We start from the raw sequence: 15,022 nt of genomic DNA, 5'->3' as shown, positions 1-15,022 counted from the left end.
TCGCTCAATCCTGGAACTCACCCTGAATGCCCTCGAGCACCACCACGTCACCGGTGTCGAGGTTGTACTTGAGCCTAGCACCTCGCACCTTACCGTCTTTGCTCTCGCTGCTGACAGGGGCTTGGGGGGTGCCGTAGAGGAAAGCCACGCCGTCTTTCTCGCGCACTACGGCACTTTGCGCAGTGGTGGTGCGGTCCTTCTGAACCAGCCGTACCTGACCAACGAGCAGTAGGGTTTCGTCGTCTACGTTGTAGCTCAGGGCATTCGCGCTGCCGCTGAGGGGCTTGTCGCCCGAGCGCTCGAGCTTGATGGGCCCCGAGACGCTGGCCTCGCCGGTCTCGTTGTTGTAGAGCAGCTCGGTGCCAAAAGCCCTGCTGCGACCCTGCTGTATCTCGACCGAGTTGGGGGTGGCTTTACGGGTGACCTCGAGCCTTTCTGTATCGCCCTCCCCCGCCAGCCGCGCGATGCCGTCGGTCAGCAGAATGAGTTCCTCCAGGCCCTGGTCCACCAAAACCAGGTGGCCAAAAGCGGTCGCATCCTGGCCAAAGGTCACCTTGACCCGCTTGGCGTCCGACATGACCGCGTAGTTGTACTTGGTGCGCTTTTCTACAGACTGTTCAGCGCTTTTGCTCAGCGGGACCAGCCGCATGACGAAGCTCTGCCCCGCATCGTTCTTGCGGTCGGAGTTGAACACCAACTCCACCCACTCCCCTACCTCAAACTCCTCGAGCCTGGCCTGCCGGTGTTGCCGCTGGATGCGGGTTTCCGCATTGGTCCAGTAGGCCCCTCTACCCTTCAGGTGGATGACCCCCTGCTCGATGGCCTCGATCTGGCCCACCACGATGTCGCCGAACTCGGCGGCGAAAAAGCTCTCAGGGGTCTGCTGCTGGGCCACGATGGTCTTGCCCCGGCGCACCAGCTCGACCGTCGCGGGATACCACTCCTGGGCGAGGGCGAGGGCCAGCGTCGCCCCCGCCCACAGCAAAAGCCAGCTATCTAGCCGCCTTTTGGAAGTCATTGACGGGAAGGGTGAAGGGCTTGGTGTACTGCACCGCACGGTGTTTGTTCACGTCGTGCTGGATGACGCCGATGGAGAGGCGGAAGTTTTCCTTGGGGTTCTCGCTGCGGGCGGGCCTGCCCGCCACGATGGCGATGCCGGTTTTATCGTCGTAGAGCAGGCTGTCGCCGGTGGTGGTGATGTTGCCGTCCACCAGGGTAACCCCGCCGGTAGCGATGAGGCGCTTGTCGTTGGTGAGGCTGCGCACCTCCTTGGCCCGGATGATCAGGTTGCCATCGGCCCCGCTGCGCTTGCGGACGAGCACCACCTGCTCCTTGTCGCTGAAGATGGCCAGGCCGCGCTTCTCCTCGTAGTACACCGTGTCCGACTGGCCCTCCTGGTTGCCGTTCTTGAGCACCACGCCACCCTCACTGGTGGAGACGTCGGTGTCGACGTCGAAGGTCATCTTGCCGGCGGTGACCTCGACCGGGTCGCTTTTGTCGTCCTTAGGCTCCTGGCGCATCTGCGCCGGGCCGGAGAGCGTGCCCAGGCCGGTACTCTCCTGGTAGACCAGCTTGGGGCCTTTGGCGGTCATGCGGTCGCGCTTGACCACGATGCTGCCCTCGAAGGTGGCGGTGCGCTCACCTTCGGCGTCCTTCATGGTCTTGCCCTGGGGGGCGCTCAGCGTGGCCTTGCTCGAGGTGATCACCAGGTCCTTGACCGTGCCCTTGATCCCACCGGGCTGGCTGCTCTGGTAGAGCCAGGGACCATAGCGCAGATCGCCGGAGCGGGTCGCGTTGGGATCGGTGCTTTCGATGGTGATGATCCTCACCTCATTGGCAGCCAGGGCCACCCCAATCAGCGCAAGCCAAAGCATTCGTCTCATGTCTTATCGACCACCTTCTATCTCACACGGGGGCAGCTCGCCGCCCGTCTGGGCAGATTCCTTCTGGATGTTCCAGGTCGGGCTCTGCATGCCAAAGTCGCTGCGGAAGTTGCGCCCGAAGACCTCGATCCCCGGCGCGGTGAGGTGGATGCTCGGAGCGCTGAAACCGGAGCGCTGGTCCACCAGCACCTCACCCTCCCCTGGCTTGCCCAACTCGAGCCGGTAGCAGCCCTCGAGGATTTCCACGGTGGCATAGGGCAAGCGAAGGTTGTCCGCGCGGTCGATGATCACCGAGGGGGCCTTGAGCCGGAGGTCGAGCTTAGCTCCGACGTAGCGCTCGCCGCCCTTGAGCCCACTCACCCTAGCCTCGCGGCTACCGGGGTCCTGCTCGACTTGGCCAGCCTCGAACTTCCAAGTAGCCTCGGGGTCCTGTTCGGGATAGAGGTCGAGCCGGACGTTCTGTAGCACCACTCCCCGGCTGGGCGTCGGCGGAAGGGGCACCGGGCGACTGGTGAGCACCACCGCCAGGACAACGATGACAGCCAGCAGGATCAGAGCGGGACGCAGCACGGTCTCAACCTAGGTACTCACGGCCTTAGAAGCGTGAAGCCTGAGCCAGGGCGCAACCCCAAGCAACATCCATCCATCTCACAAAACGTCTCGGGTAGTGCCCCGTGTGCGGTAGTTCATCCAGTTTTTGCGCAGGCGCAGGGCTTTGGTCAGCAGGCCATAGAGGGGCGAGAAGGCGAGGTCATAAGCTGGAAAACGCACCCGTCGCCCTCCAAAGCCCTCCTTGAAGCGGTCGATCCCCGCCGCGTGGCTCCCCTCGCTCTGACGTGGAACGCCCCACAGGTCGTAGGTGTGGTAGCCGTGCTGAATGCCCCACTCTATGGCTCCCCAATGCATCCCGTTGGGGGCTTTGGCGTTGGAGTTCTCGCGGCTGGAACCCCCGTAGAGGTAATCGAGCTTGCCCGCGAAGGCCACGAACAACCCCGCGGCCAGAGCCCTGCCCTCGTGGCGAGCGATGGAAATGAAGGCCCGCCCTTCCGGTTGGTTCATCTCACGCAGCACGGCCTGGTAGTACTCCTTGCTGTGCTGGAGCAGCTTTGCCCGGCGGTTGGTTTCCTCGAACAGCGCCCAGAACTCCTCGAAAGCCTCCTCACCTTCGATGGTGGTGACGACACGTTTTTGGGCGAGCTTGGTATTGCGCTTGTGCATGCTGTCCATGCCCTCGAGCAAGCCTTCGCGCCCCAGCCGCAGGTCGAGCCAGATGGTGTACTCGGGCTGGATGGTCTCGCTCTGGCTCAGGGGCAAAAAGCTCGGGGGGGTAGCCGCCGCGTCCTGCCCGCCCTCGGGCTCGAGCTTGAGGTAGGCCGCCCCCCCCGCCCTGGCCCGCAGGGCCTCGGCCACCCTGGGCAAATCCTCGATCCTCCGCAGCGCCGGGCCCCTCGAGGCGTAGAGCATCGAGAGCGGCCCAAAGAAGCTGCGGCGGAACAACTGAGCTGCGGCTACCAGCTCGTCGCCTTCGTAGAGCGCAATCCGCTCAGGCATCCAGCCCGACAGCTTCTTGACCTCCCCCCAGCCCCAGCTTTGCAGCGCACTGGTGATGGGCAAGGACGCCACCAACGCGTTCCAGTGGGTGGGATCGGTGATGGTCTGGAGTCGAAGCACGAGAGGTCATTATGCCTCAAAGCCGCGGAGGGAACAAACGGGAGTCGAGGAACTCCCACAGCTTGCGCGTGGTGATGATCTGCCCGGCGTGGTGCTGGGCGTGTGCGGCGATATGGTCGAAGACGTAGATCGCCCAGACCGGGGCAAAGGCGCCCCAGGAGCGCAGGGCCTCGAGCTCGGCCTGCTCGAGCCGGGAGAGCCCCTCCCGCACCAGGTGCAGGTTCTTGCGAAACTCCTCCAGCACCGCCGCAGGGCGTTGGCCTCGAGCGCGGGCATCCACCAGAAGCCCTCCGCGGAGAGGTCGGCAGCCCATCTGTCCACGGTCTGCGAGACCTCCTCGAGAGGGGTGAACGCTTTCGACGTCGCCGCGCAGGAAGGGCGGAAGCTGAGACGATGTCTGCATGGGGTGATTCTACCTACCCTGAGCTTCAGGGCTCGAGCTTCGACGAGCAACGCCCCGTGAAGTTCTTCTGTCGCACTGCTTCAGGATAGGCCTTGCGGGCGCTTACGAAGGTGAAGCCCGATCATAAACCTGCATGCATTCTAGAAAATCCAATTTGGATGTAGCAGATACAGCTTTCGGTCATTGGTTTTTTAAACGCCGAGTTTATCCGTACGCTGCTTCTCTACCGGTATTCCAGTTATACCGTGGAAGGCTTCGACTTCCTCGAGGAAGCGCCGGAAGAGGTAGAGCGAGTCGTGGGGACCGGGACAGGCCTCGGGGTGGTACTGCACGCTGAAGACCGGGTAGCGCAGGTGGGCCATGCCCTCGAGGGTACCGTCGTTGAGGTTGATGTGGGTGGGGCGAAACTCCTTGAGGGAGTCGGGGTCTACGGCGTAGCCGTGATTCTGGCTGGTGATCTCGATCTTGCCGGTGAGCAGGTTCTTGACCGGGTGGTTAGCCCCCCGGTGGCCGAATTTGAGCTTGAAGGTGCGCCCGCCCGCGGCCAGGCCCAGCAGTTGGTGGCCCAGGCAGATGCCGAAGGTGGGCAAGAGCCCCATCAGCTTCCACAGCGTCTCGTGGGCGTAGCGGGGCATGGAGGGGTCACCGGGGCCGTTGGAGACGAAGAGCCCGGCGGGCTCGAGCGCCATGATCTGGGCCGGGTTGGTCTTGCCGGGCACCACGATGAGTTCGAAGCCCAGCTCGGCCATGTAGCGCATCTGGGCGTGCTTGATGCCGAAGTCCATCACCACGATGCGGCGCTTGCCCTTGAAGGTGGGGAACTGGTAGGGCAGCGGGGTGGAGACCTCGGGGGTCATGTCGCGCCCGTCGATGTCCTTCCAGTTGCGGGCTTCCTCGCGCAGGGCCTCGAGGTCGGCCTGGTGGAAGCGGTAATTGGGGTCGCCGAAGTGGGAAGCGTGGGCGATAACCCCCTTGAGCACGCCCCCCTCGCGGATCTTGCGCACCAGGGCGCGGGTGTCGATGCCCTCCAGTCCCACCACCCCGTGCTCGGTCATGAACTCCGCGAGGCTCTGCTGGGCGCGGGGCCCAGCGGCGTAGGTGCTAAACTCCCGCGCCACGAAACCGCGCACCCAGGGACGGTTGGACTCCATGTCGAAGACGTTGACCCCGTAGTTGCCTTGGTGGGGGTAGGTCATGACCACGATCTGGCCGTTATAGCTGGGGTCGGTGAGGATCTCCTGGTAGCCGGTCTGGGCCGTGTTGAACACCACCTCTCCCACGTTCTTGCCCCGGTGTCCGAAGGCGTAACCGTGGTAAGTGGTGCCATCCTCGAGGACTAAAACCGCGCGTTCCTTCATAGCAATCTCCACATTCTAGCCCAGCAGGGCCTCGAGTTGCTCGTCGAGGGTTTTCTCGTTGGCAAAGGTGAAGCCCCACTGGCTGCTCAACTCATCCAGCACCGGCTCGGGGATGCCCAGCAGCACGTAGAGCACCTGCTTAGCCGGGATGCGCAAGTCGGAGGCGATACGCTGGTGGCGGTCGAGGGCCTCCTCGAAGTCCCCGGTCTTACACTCGACGAGCACGAAGCGGTTGGGGGTGCGCACCAGCAGGTCTACCTCGAAGCGGTCGCCGTTGGGGTAGAGGATCAGGGGGTTGGCCTCGAGGTCGTGGGGAGTGTTGCGCCGCCGCAGGATGAGCTGCGCCCGTTGGCGCACGTAGCGCTCGAACCAGCCGCCGGTGAGAAAGCCTTGGTGCTTGCCCTCGTTGCTGGGCCGGGCGTAGATGCGCCGCTGCTTGCTGGAGTAAGTGTATTTCTGCAACAGCCCGGCCTCCTTCAACCACAAGCAGATCTGGGTGTTGGTGCCGATGTCCTGCTGGCTCAAAGCGCTCAGCGAGTACTGAAAGTCGGCTCCACCCCGCGCCGCTGCGCTCTTGAGGCGGGCATAGAGCCCCTCGAAGGCTGAGTAGCGCTCGCCCATGAACCCCGCCAGGCGCTCGAGCGCCTTGTCCTCGGTCTCGTTGGATGAGGGTAGGCTGGGTTTGAGCTGCAGGCCTACCTCGGCCAGGTAATCGGCCACCTTGAGGCTGGGGCGCTTGGGCTGGGGCTGGGTCTGGGCTTGAGGAGCCGGGGCGGCAGGCTGAGCCTCCGGGCGTCCCCCTCCCCCGCCCCGGCGCAGGCTGCGCAGTTCCTGGAGGATGGTGCGGGTATTCTGCAGGATGGCCTGCTCGATGGGGTTGGTGCTGGGATGAGTACTGAGGGCGAGTTCCTGCAGGAGAGCCCCTGCCCCACCGAGCTCGGGGAGCATCTGGTGCGAAAGCAGGGCCCTGGCGAGCCAAGTTTCCAGCTCACTGCGCAGGCGTTCGCGGCATTCCTCGAAGGTGCGACCCCGCACCAACAAGCCAGGGATTTCCGGGACGGTTCCTTCGACGAAACCTCCCTCTCCTAGCTTGTAGATAGCCGACTTGAGGGCGGCAGCAAGGTAATCGGTGAGAAGACCCATGGCTGAAGTTTACCCGGCCAGATGAACAAGCAGATGGCCCTACTTCCGGAAGGCGTTGTCAGGATCGAGCACTTTGGTCACACCGATCTCGCGGCAGTTGTCGTAGAAGGGGCACTGGCTGCACTCCTGGTAGACCTTGGGCGGCAGGTTCTCACGGGTAGTGACGTGGTAACCCAGACCGGTGAAGAACTTGACCTGCAGCGTCCAGGCGAAGATCTGAGGCAGCCCCAGGTCCTTGGCCTCGCGCTCGGCGGCCAAAGCCAGCCAGCGCCCCAGGCCCTGCCCCTGGCGCTCGGGGTGAACCGCCAGGCCGCGCACCTCGGCGATGTCGTGCCAGAGGATGTGCAGCGCCCCCGAGCCCACGATGTGGCCGTCCTCGTCCTCGAGCACGAAGAAGTCGCGCAGGTTCTCGTAGAGGTGGTTGTGGCTGCGCACGAGCATGAGGCCGCGCTCGGCCCAGTACTTGATGAGGGTGTAGATCGGCTCGACATCCTTCATCCTGGCCTTGCGCAGCTCGACATTGGCATCCCAACGCACGTCTGGGAGCCGAGTGCTTCCAACTTCGATCAGGGTGCTCATCCCTTGCCTCCAATTAAAGTCCAACCTCGCGTTTGGCAATCTCGATGGCTTCTCGGACCCGCTCCGGCGCGGTCGCGCCGTAGGAGCGTCGTCGGTGAATGGCGGTCTCGAGCCGGGTGAGCTCCAGGGCCTCCGCAGCGAAGAGGGGATGGAAGGACTGGAGCTCGGCGAGCTCGAGATCGCGAAGCTCCTTGCCTGCCTCGGCGCAGTGGCGCACAATGCGCCCGACCACGTGGTGGGCCTCGCGGAAGGGCAGGCCCTGCTGCGCCAGGTAGTCGGCGAGCTCGGTCGCCAGGGAGAAGCCTGACTCGGCGGCCTTGGCCATGGGCTCGGGCTTCCACGCCAGCCCCGGCAGCATCGCCGCCATCAGCTTGAGCGAGGCGCGGTAGGTGTCGCAGGCGTCGAAGAGGGGCTCCTTGTCCTCCTGCAGGTCCTTGTTGTAGGCCAGCGGCAGGCCCTTGACCACCGTCGCCAGCGCGACCAGGCTGCCCAGCACCCGCCCGGCTTTGCCCCTGATCAGCTCGGCGACATCGGCGTTCTTCTTCTGAGGCATGATGGAGGAGCCCGTGCTGAAGGCATCGGGGAGCACCGCGAAGCCGAACTCGAAGGAGGTGTAGAGCACCACTTCCTCCGCCAGGCGCGAGAGGGTGAGTTGGCCGATGGCTAAGGCCGAGAGGGCCTCGAGGGCGAAGTCGCGGCTGGCCACCGCGTCGAGCGAGTTGCGCATGGGCCGGGCAAAGCCCAGCGCCTCGGCGGTGTAGTGGCGGTCGATGGGAAAGCCGGTCCCCGCCAGCGCCGCCGCGCCCAGCGGGGATTCATTGAGGCGTTTGAGGGCATCCTGGATGCGCCCGGCGTCACGGGAAAACATCTCGTAGTAAGCCAAAAACCAGTGGGACAAGAGCACCGGCATGGCCCGCTGGAGGTGGGTGTAACCGGGCAGGACGAGGGGAGGCTCGAGGTACTTCTCGGCCTGCTGAACCAACACCCGGCGCAGGGCCTCGAGTTCGCCCAGGATCGCGCCGAGTTCTCCCCGCAGCCATAGCCGCAGGTCGGTGGCGACCTGGTCGTTGCGGCTCCTGGCGGTGTGCAGCTTGCCGCCCACCGGACCCACCAGCTCGCTCAGGCGGGCCTCGATGTTCATGTGCACGTCCTCGAGTTCCTCCCGCCAGACGAAGCGGCCCTCCACGATCTCCCGGCGCACCTCGAGCAGTCCCCGCCTTAGGGTCTCGGCCTCCTCGGCGCTGATGATGCCCTGCTTCGCCAGCATCGCCGCGTGGGCCAGCGAGCCCTCGATATCCACCAGGGCCAGCCGCCGATCGAAGGTCCAGGAAGCGTTGAACTGCTGGGCCAGCCGGTCGGGAGCCTCGGCGAAGCGCCCGCCCCAGGTGCGTTGGGTCTGATCCTGACTCATGGGTGGACCTCGAGGTGTTTATGCAGCGCAAACGGCCAAGTCACCCGGCTAATCCTTCGGCTGGGCCTTGGCCCGCACCCGCAAGCGCAGGGCGTTGAGCTTGATGAAGCCCTCGGCGTCGGCCTGATCGTAGCCACCCTTCTCGTCGAAGGAGACCAGGCTCTTGTCGTAGAGCGAGAGGGGCGAGCGGCGCCCGGCCATGATGATGTTGCCCTTGTAGAGCTTGAAGCGCACCGTACCGGTGACGGTGCGGGCCACGTGGTCGAAGTAAGCTTGCAGCGCTTCACGCTCAGGGGCGAACCAAAAGCCGTTATAGACCAGTTCGGCGTACTTGATGGCCAATTGATCGCGCTGATGCAGCACCTCGCGGTCGAGGGTGAGGCTCTCGACCGCCCGCCGGGCATGGTAGAGCAGCGTGCCGCCGGGGGTCTCGTAGATGCCCCGTGACTTCATGCCCACGAAGCGGTTTTCCACCAGGTCCACCCGGCCAATGCCGTGCCGCCCGCCAATTGCGTTGAGTCTGGTCAGCAGCTCGGCGGGACTCAGGCGCTCGCCGTTGACCGCCACCGCGTCGCCGCCCTCGAACTGAATTTCCACCAGCTCAGGCTCGTTGGGGGCTTCCCAGGGGTCTTTGGTGAGGCGGAACATGCCCGCCGGAGGCTCGGCCCAAGGATCCTCGAGCACCCCCCCCTCATAGGAGATGTGCAGCAGGTTGGCGTCCATGGAATAAGGCTTCTCCAGCGTCACCGGGACGGGGATGCCGTGCATGGCTGCATACTCGATCATCTGCGGGCGTCCCACGAAGTCCCACTCCCGCCACGGAGCGATCACCCGGATGGAGGGCTCGAGGGAGTAGGCCGTGAGCTCGAAGCGCACCTGGTCGTTGCCCTTGCCGGTCGCGCCGTGAGCGATGGCTTCAGCGCCCTCCTCCTTGGCGATGCGCACGAGGTGCTTGGCGATGAGGGGTCGGGCGATGGAGGTACCCATGAGGTAATAGCCCTCGTAGAGCCCACCGGAGCGGAACATGGGAAAGACGAAATCCCGCACGAACTCCTCGCGCAGGTCCAGGGCATAGGCCTTGCTGGCCCCGGTCTTGAGCGCTTTGAAGCGAGCTTCCTCGACCTCCTCGCCCTGCCCGATATCGGCGGTGAAACAGATGACTTCGGCGTTGTAGTGCTCAATGAGCCACTTCAAGATGATGCTGGTATCCAAACCGCCGGAGTAGGCCAAAACGATTTTCATGCTCATCATTCTCCAATCGTGCTGCATAGTTTGGGCGGGGACGCGCCCCGCCCAAAAACGGCAAGCCGACGTCCTGGCTCAAGCACAAAGTCGTCGCACTCGCCCTTCCATACTGCATAACTATACGCAGGGGGTGTCCGGAGGTCAATATGCAGGCGGCGGGAAGCGCGATATGCTGTGGATTGCGGCTATGGACTACCTCAACGCGCTGCTGGCGGGCTACTTCTTCGGAAGCCTCCCCTTTGCCTACTGGTTCGGCCTCCTGCAGGGGAAAAACCTGATGGCCGAGGGTTCGGGCAATGTGGGAGCCCTCAACGCCCTGCGGGTGCTGGGAGTAATACCCGGCCTGATGGTGCTGCTTCTGGACGTGGCCAAGGGCCTGATGGCCGTGGCCATCGGGGAGTTTCTGGGGAAGAGCTTCGAGGCGGGCCTCCTCGCGGGAGCCGCCGCGGTCTGGGGCCACTGCTTCTCGGCCTGGCTGCTAGGCCGGGGGGGCAAAGGCCTGGCACCCGCTGCGGGGGTGCTGCTGGCGGTCAAACCGCTGATGTTGCTGTTCTCCTTCGCGCTGATCGGGCTGATCTATCTCCTCTCGCGCAGCCTCTACCGGGCCATCGCCCTCGTCGCCCTTTGTCTGCCGGTGATCGCCGCGAGCGTGGGTCAGGCTACGCCTTATATCTGGTTTGGCTTCGGCGTGGGGATTCCCATCGCCCTGCGCCACCTTCCCGAGTGGAATCGCCGCAGCCTACCCAAGCCCAAAGAGCGAAGTCAAAGCCGCTGAGCAGCGCGCAAATCCAGGGCCCTGGCGTGGGCCTCGAGGCCTTCTTCCCTCGCCAACCTAGCCCCTAGCTGCGCCAGCCGCAGCGAGCTTTGAGCGGAAAGCCCCACCACCGGGATTACCTTGAGAAAATCGCGTAGCGCTAAGCCTCCCCCATAGCGCGCCGTGCCCGCGGTGGGCATGACGTGGCTGGGCCCGGCGATGTAGTCGCCCAGCGCCTCGCAGGAGTGCTCTCCCAGAAAGATCCCCCCGGCGTTACGCACCATCCCCAGGTATTCCAGCGGCTCGCGCACCGACAGGCAGAGGTGTTCGGGCGCATAGAGGTTGGCCCACTCCAAAGCCTGCTCCAGGCTCTCGACCCGCACCAGCCCGCTGCGGGCGAGGGCCTGGCGGGCGATGGCGGCGCGGGGCAGGTCGGAGAGCTGGCGCTCGAGCTCGGCCTCAACGGCCTCGAGCAACTCCGCGTCGGGCGAGAGCAGCCAGGCTTCGGAGTCGGGCCCGTGCTCGGCCTGGGCCAGCAAGTCGGCGGCCAGCAAACGGGGATTGGCCGAGGAATCGGCCACGATGAGGGTCTCGGTCGGACCCGGCAGGGCCTCCATGCCCACCGAGCCGTAGACCTCGCGCTTGGCCAGCACCACGTAGCGATTGCCCGGCCCCATCACCTTGTCCACGCGCGGCACCCGCGCGGTGCCGTAGGCCAAGGCGGCGATGGCCTGGGCTCCGCCCATGGCGAACAGCCGGTCAGCTCCGGCCACCCAAGCCGCAGCCAGGATGGCCGGATGAACCCGCGGCGGACTCGCGAGCACGATCTCACCGACCCCTGCGACCTTGGCGGGAACGGCGGTCATGAGCACCGTGGAGATCAGGGGGGCGCTGCCTCCGGGGACGTAAACCCCCACCCGATCCAGCGGGCGCACCAGTTGGCCCAGAACCCCCTCGGAGCTGGCCTCGAGAAAACCCCCCTGCGGCTCCTTGCGGTAGAAGGCCTCGATGCGCTCCCTGGCGGTCTCCAACGCGTCGCGCAGCTCGGCCTCGAGGTCGTCGTAGGCTTCACGCCACTCGCGCTTGGGGATCTCCTCGACGGCAGCCCCGTCGAGCTCGAGGCTCCAGCGGTCGAGGGCGGCATCGCCCTCGAGTTCGATACTCCTCAATATCTCCCGTACTCTCTCCAGCGCATCGCCATACTCGATCGTCATGCGGCGGTCGGCGAAGCGCCCTCGAACTTGCTGTGCGGTCTGAATCATAGCGGTCAGGGCAAAAGCTTACTCGAAACGGCGACGACGGCGGCGACGGCGGCTGCGGCCATGCGGGCCTTCCTTTTCCTTGGACTTCGGCTGCAGCAGCTCGACCGCCAACAACTCGGCCTCGAAGACGTGATCGCCCACCTTCTGGGTCAGGCGAACCGGATAACCTTCCGCGTCGAAGTACAGCAGCGAGAGGCCGGGGCGCAACCGATAAACCCGCACCGGGGTCTCGCCCCAGGGGAGGGTGAGGCTTTGGTCGGGTAGGCGCTCGGCATAGGCCCGTCCCCCCACCAGGCCGAACTGGGCGACTCCCCCCACCTCGAGTTCGAGCCTCGAGACCGCTACCACCAGCGACAGCGGGTCGTGTAGGTCGGCCAGGTAGGGGATGGCGAAGTCGTCGCGCCCCTGGCTCACCACCACCAGGCCGTCCTCGCGGGAGAAGTCCACCTCCATCACCCCTCCCCCATTGCCCTCGACGCGCTCGACGTAGCGCCGGGGAAAGCCCCGAGGGTCGAGGTCGCTCTCCCAGCGGTGCCTCGTTCGCGGCGGGGGTAGGTCCACCTGGGCCTCGAGCACCACCCTCCAGCCCCGCCCCATGGGCTCGAGAGTCAGCCGCTGCTCCCCCGCCGGCTGCCCGGCATAGCGAAGCACGAAGCGCAGCGATTGCGGCGTAGCCAGGTTCATGGCCCAATCATAAGACAGCAGTCAGCCTTCAGCTTCCAGCCGCCTCCCAGTCCTCCAGCCGCAGGCCGACTACCCGTGAGAATTCCCCCACGTTATGGCTCACCAGCACCGCATCGTTAGCCCTGGCAATGGCTGCGATCCACAGATCATTGGGAGCTATCGGGCTTCCCTGGCGCTCCAGGTCGGCTCGGATGAGTCCGTACAGCTCCGCTGCCATCCCGTTCACCTCGTAAACCTCCACCTCACTGCGCAGCACATCGATCCGGCGCAGGTTGGCTTCGACCCGCTGACTCTTGCGAGCGCCATAGTAAAGCTCCCCCAGGCTGATGGTGGAGATGGCAAGCTTAGGTTCCCGCTGCACCCGCTCGACGATAGCTGGACGGCCCTTGAGGTAGCCGATCCAGGCGTTGGTGTCGAGCAGGTACATCAGAGCCCTTCCCGCGTCTCGAGCTCACCCTGCTCGGGGCGCTCGAGCTCACCCTCCCAGCTTCCGGCCAGAGCCAGGAACTCCGGCGAGCGCTGCGAGCGAACCTCGGCTTCCAGAATCTCTCGCATCAGCTCAGAGAGCTTGATCCCCCTGGCCTTCGCCCGCTGCTCGAGGGCCCGGTAGGTTTGCTCCTTGAGATAGGTCTGAACCTGAGGCATACTAAATATAGTATATATATTTAGGATATTTAGCACAAGGTATCCAACCATCCGGCTAAAAACCAAGCGCCCTCCATGCCGAAGAGGCGTCCGGTCGCATAAACTCAGGCGACCATTTGTGCCCCTCCCCAACTCGCCTCCCCAAAGCATCGGATAAGATACGCTTTGTGCAGGAACGCATTCGCAACTTCTCCATCATCGCGCACGTGGACCACGGCAAGTCCACCCTGGCCGACCGCATTCTCCAGATGACCAAGGCAGTGTCGGAGCGGGAAATGCGCGAGCAGTTTCTCGACTCGCTGGAACTCGAGCGCGAGCGCGGCATCACCATCAAAGCCAGCGCGGTGCGCTTGTTTTACGAAGCCAAGGACCGCCAGACCTACACCTTCAACCTCATCGACACCCCCGGTCACGTGGACTTCGGCTACGAGGTGAGCCGAGCCCTCGCCGCCGTAGAGGGCGTATTGCTGGTGGTGGACGCCTCCCAAGGCGTCGAAGCCCAGACCATCGCCAACTTCTACTTAGCCCTCGAGCACGACCACACCATCATCCCCGTGGTCAACAAGATCGACCTGCCCTCCGCCCGGCCCGAGGAGGTGGCACTGGAGATCGAGGAGGTGCTGGGCCTGCCCGCCGAGGAAGTGGTCTTCGCCTCGGGCAAGACCGGTCTGGGCGTGGAGGACATCCTCGAGGCCATCGTCCATCGCGTTCCCGCCCCCAAGGGCAAGCCCTCCAATCCCACCAAGGCCCTGATCTTCGACTCGGTCTATGACGCCTATCAGGGCGTGATCCCCTACGTGCGGGTCTTCGAGGGGGGCATCCACCCCGGCGACCGCATCCGGGTGTGGTCGAACAACAAGGAGTTCGAAGTGGACAAGGTGGGGGTCTTCCGGCCCGGCAGCCTCGAGCCCACCGGCGGCTTAGGTCCTGGCGAGGTCGGCTGGCTCACCGCCAACATCCGCGAGATCGGCGACACCCAGGTGGGCGACACCATCACCCTCGCCACCAACCCCACCGATGCGGCCTACCCCGGCTTCAAACCGGCCAAGCCGGTGGTCTTCGCCGGCATCTATCCCACCGATACCCAGGACTACAACCGGCTACGCGACGCGCTGGAGAAGCTCAAGCTCAACGACGCCGCCCTGCACTTCGAGCCCGAGACCTCCGAGGCGCTGGGCTTCGGCTTCCGCTGCGGCTTTCTGGGGCTCCTGCACGCCGAGATTGTCCAGGAGCGGCTCGAGCGCGAATTCGACCTCGACCTCATCGCCACCGCGCCCAGCGTGATCTACCGGGTCATGCGCTCGGACGGCTCCATCGAGGAAGTCCACAACCCCTCCATGATGCCTGACCCCGGCACCATCGAAGTCATGGAGGAGCCCTACGTCAGGCTCACGGTCTACACACCGGAAGAATACGTGGGTTCCATCATGCAGCTCCTCCAGGAGAAGCGGGGGCGCATGGAGCAGATGAACTACCTGGGGGGCACGGGAAGCAGCAAGCGGGTCGAGCTGCGCTACGAGGTGCCCTTCGGCGAGATCCTCTACGACTTCCACGACCGCCTCAAGAGCCTCTCGAGGGGCTACGCCTCCATGGATTACGAGCAGGCCGGCTACCGCGAAGGCGACTTGGTCAAGGTCACGGTGCTGGTCAATGACGAGCCGGTAGATGCCCTGGCCTTCATCGCCCACCGCGACAAGGCCTATTCCATCGCGCGCAGCATGGTGGACAAGCTGGCCGAGGTCATCCCCCGCCAGCAGTTCGCGGTGCCCGTTCAGGCGGCCATCGGAGGCAAGATCATCGCTCGAGCCACGGTCAAGGCCTTACGCAAGGACGTGCTGGCCAAGTGCTACGGCGGCGACGTCAGCCGCAAGAAGAAGCTCTTGGAGAAGCAAAAAGAGGGCAAGAAGCGGCTGAAGTCCATCGGCAAAGTGGACGTGCCCCAGGAGGCCTTCCTGGCCGTGCTGTCGGCAGGACGCGAGTAGAC

At 64.8% G+C, this 15,022-nt stretch carries 16 protein-coding genes; 2 read left to right on the top strand and 14 right to left on the bottom strand.

Going from position 1 to position 15,022, the window contains the following annotated elements; genetic code table 11:
* Positions 1 to 4: 4 nt before the first annotated feature.
* From B047_RS0104845 to B047_RS0104800, 10 genes are all read right to left on the bottom strand, one after another.
* Positions 5 to 1,018 (bottom strand): hypothetical protein, encoded by a 1,014-nt coding sequence (locus B047_RS0104845; RefSeq protein ID WP_026234590.1) that lies wholly within the window; start codon positions 1,016 to 1,018, stop codon positions 5 to 7.
* Positions 993 to 1,883, bottom strand: coding sequence for an LptA/OstA family protein (locus B047_RS0104840; protein WP_026234589.1), 891 nt, complete (start codon positions 1,881 to 1,883; stop codon positions 993 to 995). Before B047_RS0104840 ends, B047_RS0104845 begins: the two co-directional genes overlap by 26 nt.
* Before the next feature lie 3 nt (positions 1,884 to 1,886).
* Positions 1,887 to 2,453, bottom strand: a complete 567-nt coding sequence (locus tag B047_RS0104835; RefSeq protein ID WP_018465831.1) for a hypothetical protein — start codon at positions 2,451 to 2,453, stop codon at positions 1,887 to 1,889.
* 78 nt (positions 2,454 to 2,531) lie between these two features.
* A complete protein-coding gene (locus tag B047_RS0104830) occupies positions 2,532 to 3,554 on the bottom strand; it encodes a lipid II:glycine glycyltransferase FemX (protein WP_018465830.1) in 1,023 nt (340 codons plus the stop codon).
* 16 nt (positions 3,555 to 3,570) lie between these two features.
* The gene (locus tag B047_RS17475) at positions 3,571 to 3,957 is read right to left on the bottom strand and encodes a hypothetical protein (RefSeq protein WP_245533697.1); all 387 of its coding nucleotides are present in this window, start codon (positions 3,955 to 3,957) and stop codon (positions 3,571 to 3,573) included.
* A 191-nt stretch (positions 3,958 to 4,148) separates the two neighbouring features.
* Entirely contained in the window at positions 4,149 to 5,315 is a 1,167-nt protein-coding gene (gene carA / locus B047_RS0104820; RefSeq protein WP_018465828.1) for a glutamine-hydrolyzing carbamoyl-phosphate synthase small subunit, read from the bottom strand.
* Between the two features lie 15 nt (positions 5,316 to 5,330).
* Positions 5,331 to 6,458, bottom strand: a complete 1,128-nt coding sequence (locus B047_RS0104815; protein ID WP_018465827.1) for a hypothetical protein — start codon at positions 6,456 to 6,458, stop codon at positions 5,331 to 5,333.
* 39 nt (positions 6,459 to 6,497) lie between these two features.
* Positions 6,498 to 7,037, bottom strand: a complete 540-nt coding sequence (locus tag B047_RS0104810) for an N-acetyltransferase (RefSeq protein ID WP_018465826.1) — start codon at positions 7,035 to 7,037, stop codon at positions 6,498 to 6,500.
* Between the two features lie 13 nt (positions 7,038 to 7,050).
* Entirely contained in the window at positions 7,051 to 8,448 is a 1,398-nt protein-coding gene (argH, locus tag B047_RS0104805; RefSeq protein WP_018465825.1) for an argininosuccinate lyase, read from the bottom strand.
* 48 nt (positions 8,449 to 8,496) lie between these two features.
* On the bottom strand, positions 8,497 to 9,690 hold the full coding sequence (locus B047_RS0104800; protein WP_018465824.1) for an argininosuccinate synthase: 1,194 nt from the start codon (positions 9,688 to 9,690) through the stop codon (positions 8,497 to 8,499).
* A gap of 190 nt (positions 9,691 to 9,880) precedes the next feature.
* On the opposite strand from B047_RS0104800, the gene B047_RS0104795 reads away from it, so the two are divergent.
* Positions 9,881 to 10,468: a glycerol-3-phosphate acyltransferase gene (locus B047_RS0104795; protein ID WP_018465823.1), complete on the top strand. Its 588-nt coding sequence runs from the start codon at positions 9,881 to 9,883 to the stop codon at positions 10,466 to 10,468.
* Here the strand turns inward: B047_RS0104795 and hisD are convergent.
* Genes hisD through B047_RS0104775 form a run of 4 tightly spaced genes read right to left on the bottom strand, consistent with a single transcriptional unit; the run spans position 10,456 to position 13,038 of the window.
* The gene (gene hisD / locus B047_RS0104790; protein ID WP_018465822.1) at positions 10,456 to 11,709 is read right to left on the bottom strand and encodes a histidinol dehydrogenase; all 1,254 of its coding nucleotides are present in this window, start codon (positions 11,707 to 11,709) and stop codon (positions 10,456 to 10,458) included. The genes B047_RS0104795 and hisD overlap by 13 nt on opposite strands.
* A gap of 18 nt (positions 11,710 to 11,727) precedes the next feature.
* Entirely contained in the window at positions 11,728 to 12,393 is a 666-nt protein-coding gene (locus B047_RS0104785) for a DUF3108 domain-containing protein (protein WP_018465821.1), read from the bottom strand.
* A gap of 28 nt (positions 12,394 to 12,421) precedes the next feature.
* On the bottom strand, positions 12,422 to 12,820 hold the full coding sequence (locus B047_RS0104780) for a type II toxin-antitoxin system VapC family toxin (protein WP_018465820.1): 399 nt from the start codon (positions 12,818 to 12,820) through the stop codon (positions 12,422 to 12,424).
* Positions 12,820 to 13,038 (bottom strand): ribbon-helix-helix protein, CopG family, encoded by a 219-nt coding sequence (locus B047_RS0104775; protein WP_018465819.1) that lies wholly within the window; start codon positions 13,036 to 13,038, stop codon positions 12,820 to 12,822. Before B047_RS0104775 ends, B047_RS0104780 begins: the two co-directional genes overlap by 1 nt.
* Before the next feature lie 167 nt (positions 13,039 to 13,205).
* On the opposite strand from B047_RS0104775, the gene lepA reads away from it, so the two are divergent.
* Complete coding sequence (gene lepA / locus B047_RS0104770; protein ID WP_018465818.1) at positions 13,206 to 15,020, top strand: translation elongation factor 4; 1,815 nt, start codon at positions 13,206 to 13,208, stop codon at positions 15,018 to 15,020.
* Positions 15,021 to 15,022: the final 2 nt, after the last annotated feature.

It is taken from the genome of Calidithermus timidus DSM 17022 (genome assembly GCF_000373205.1).
In the GTDB taxonomy this organism is placed as follows: Bacteria; Deinococcota; Deinococci; order Deinococcales; family Thermaceae; genus Calidithermus; species Calidithermus timidus.
This window is presented reverse-complemented; position numbering and strand designations above follow the sequence as displayed.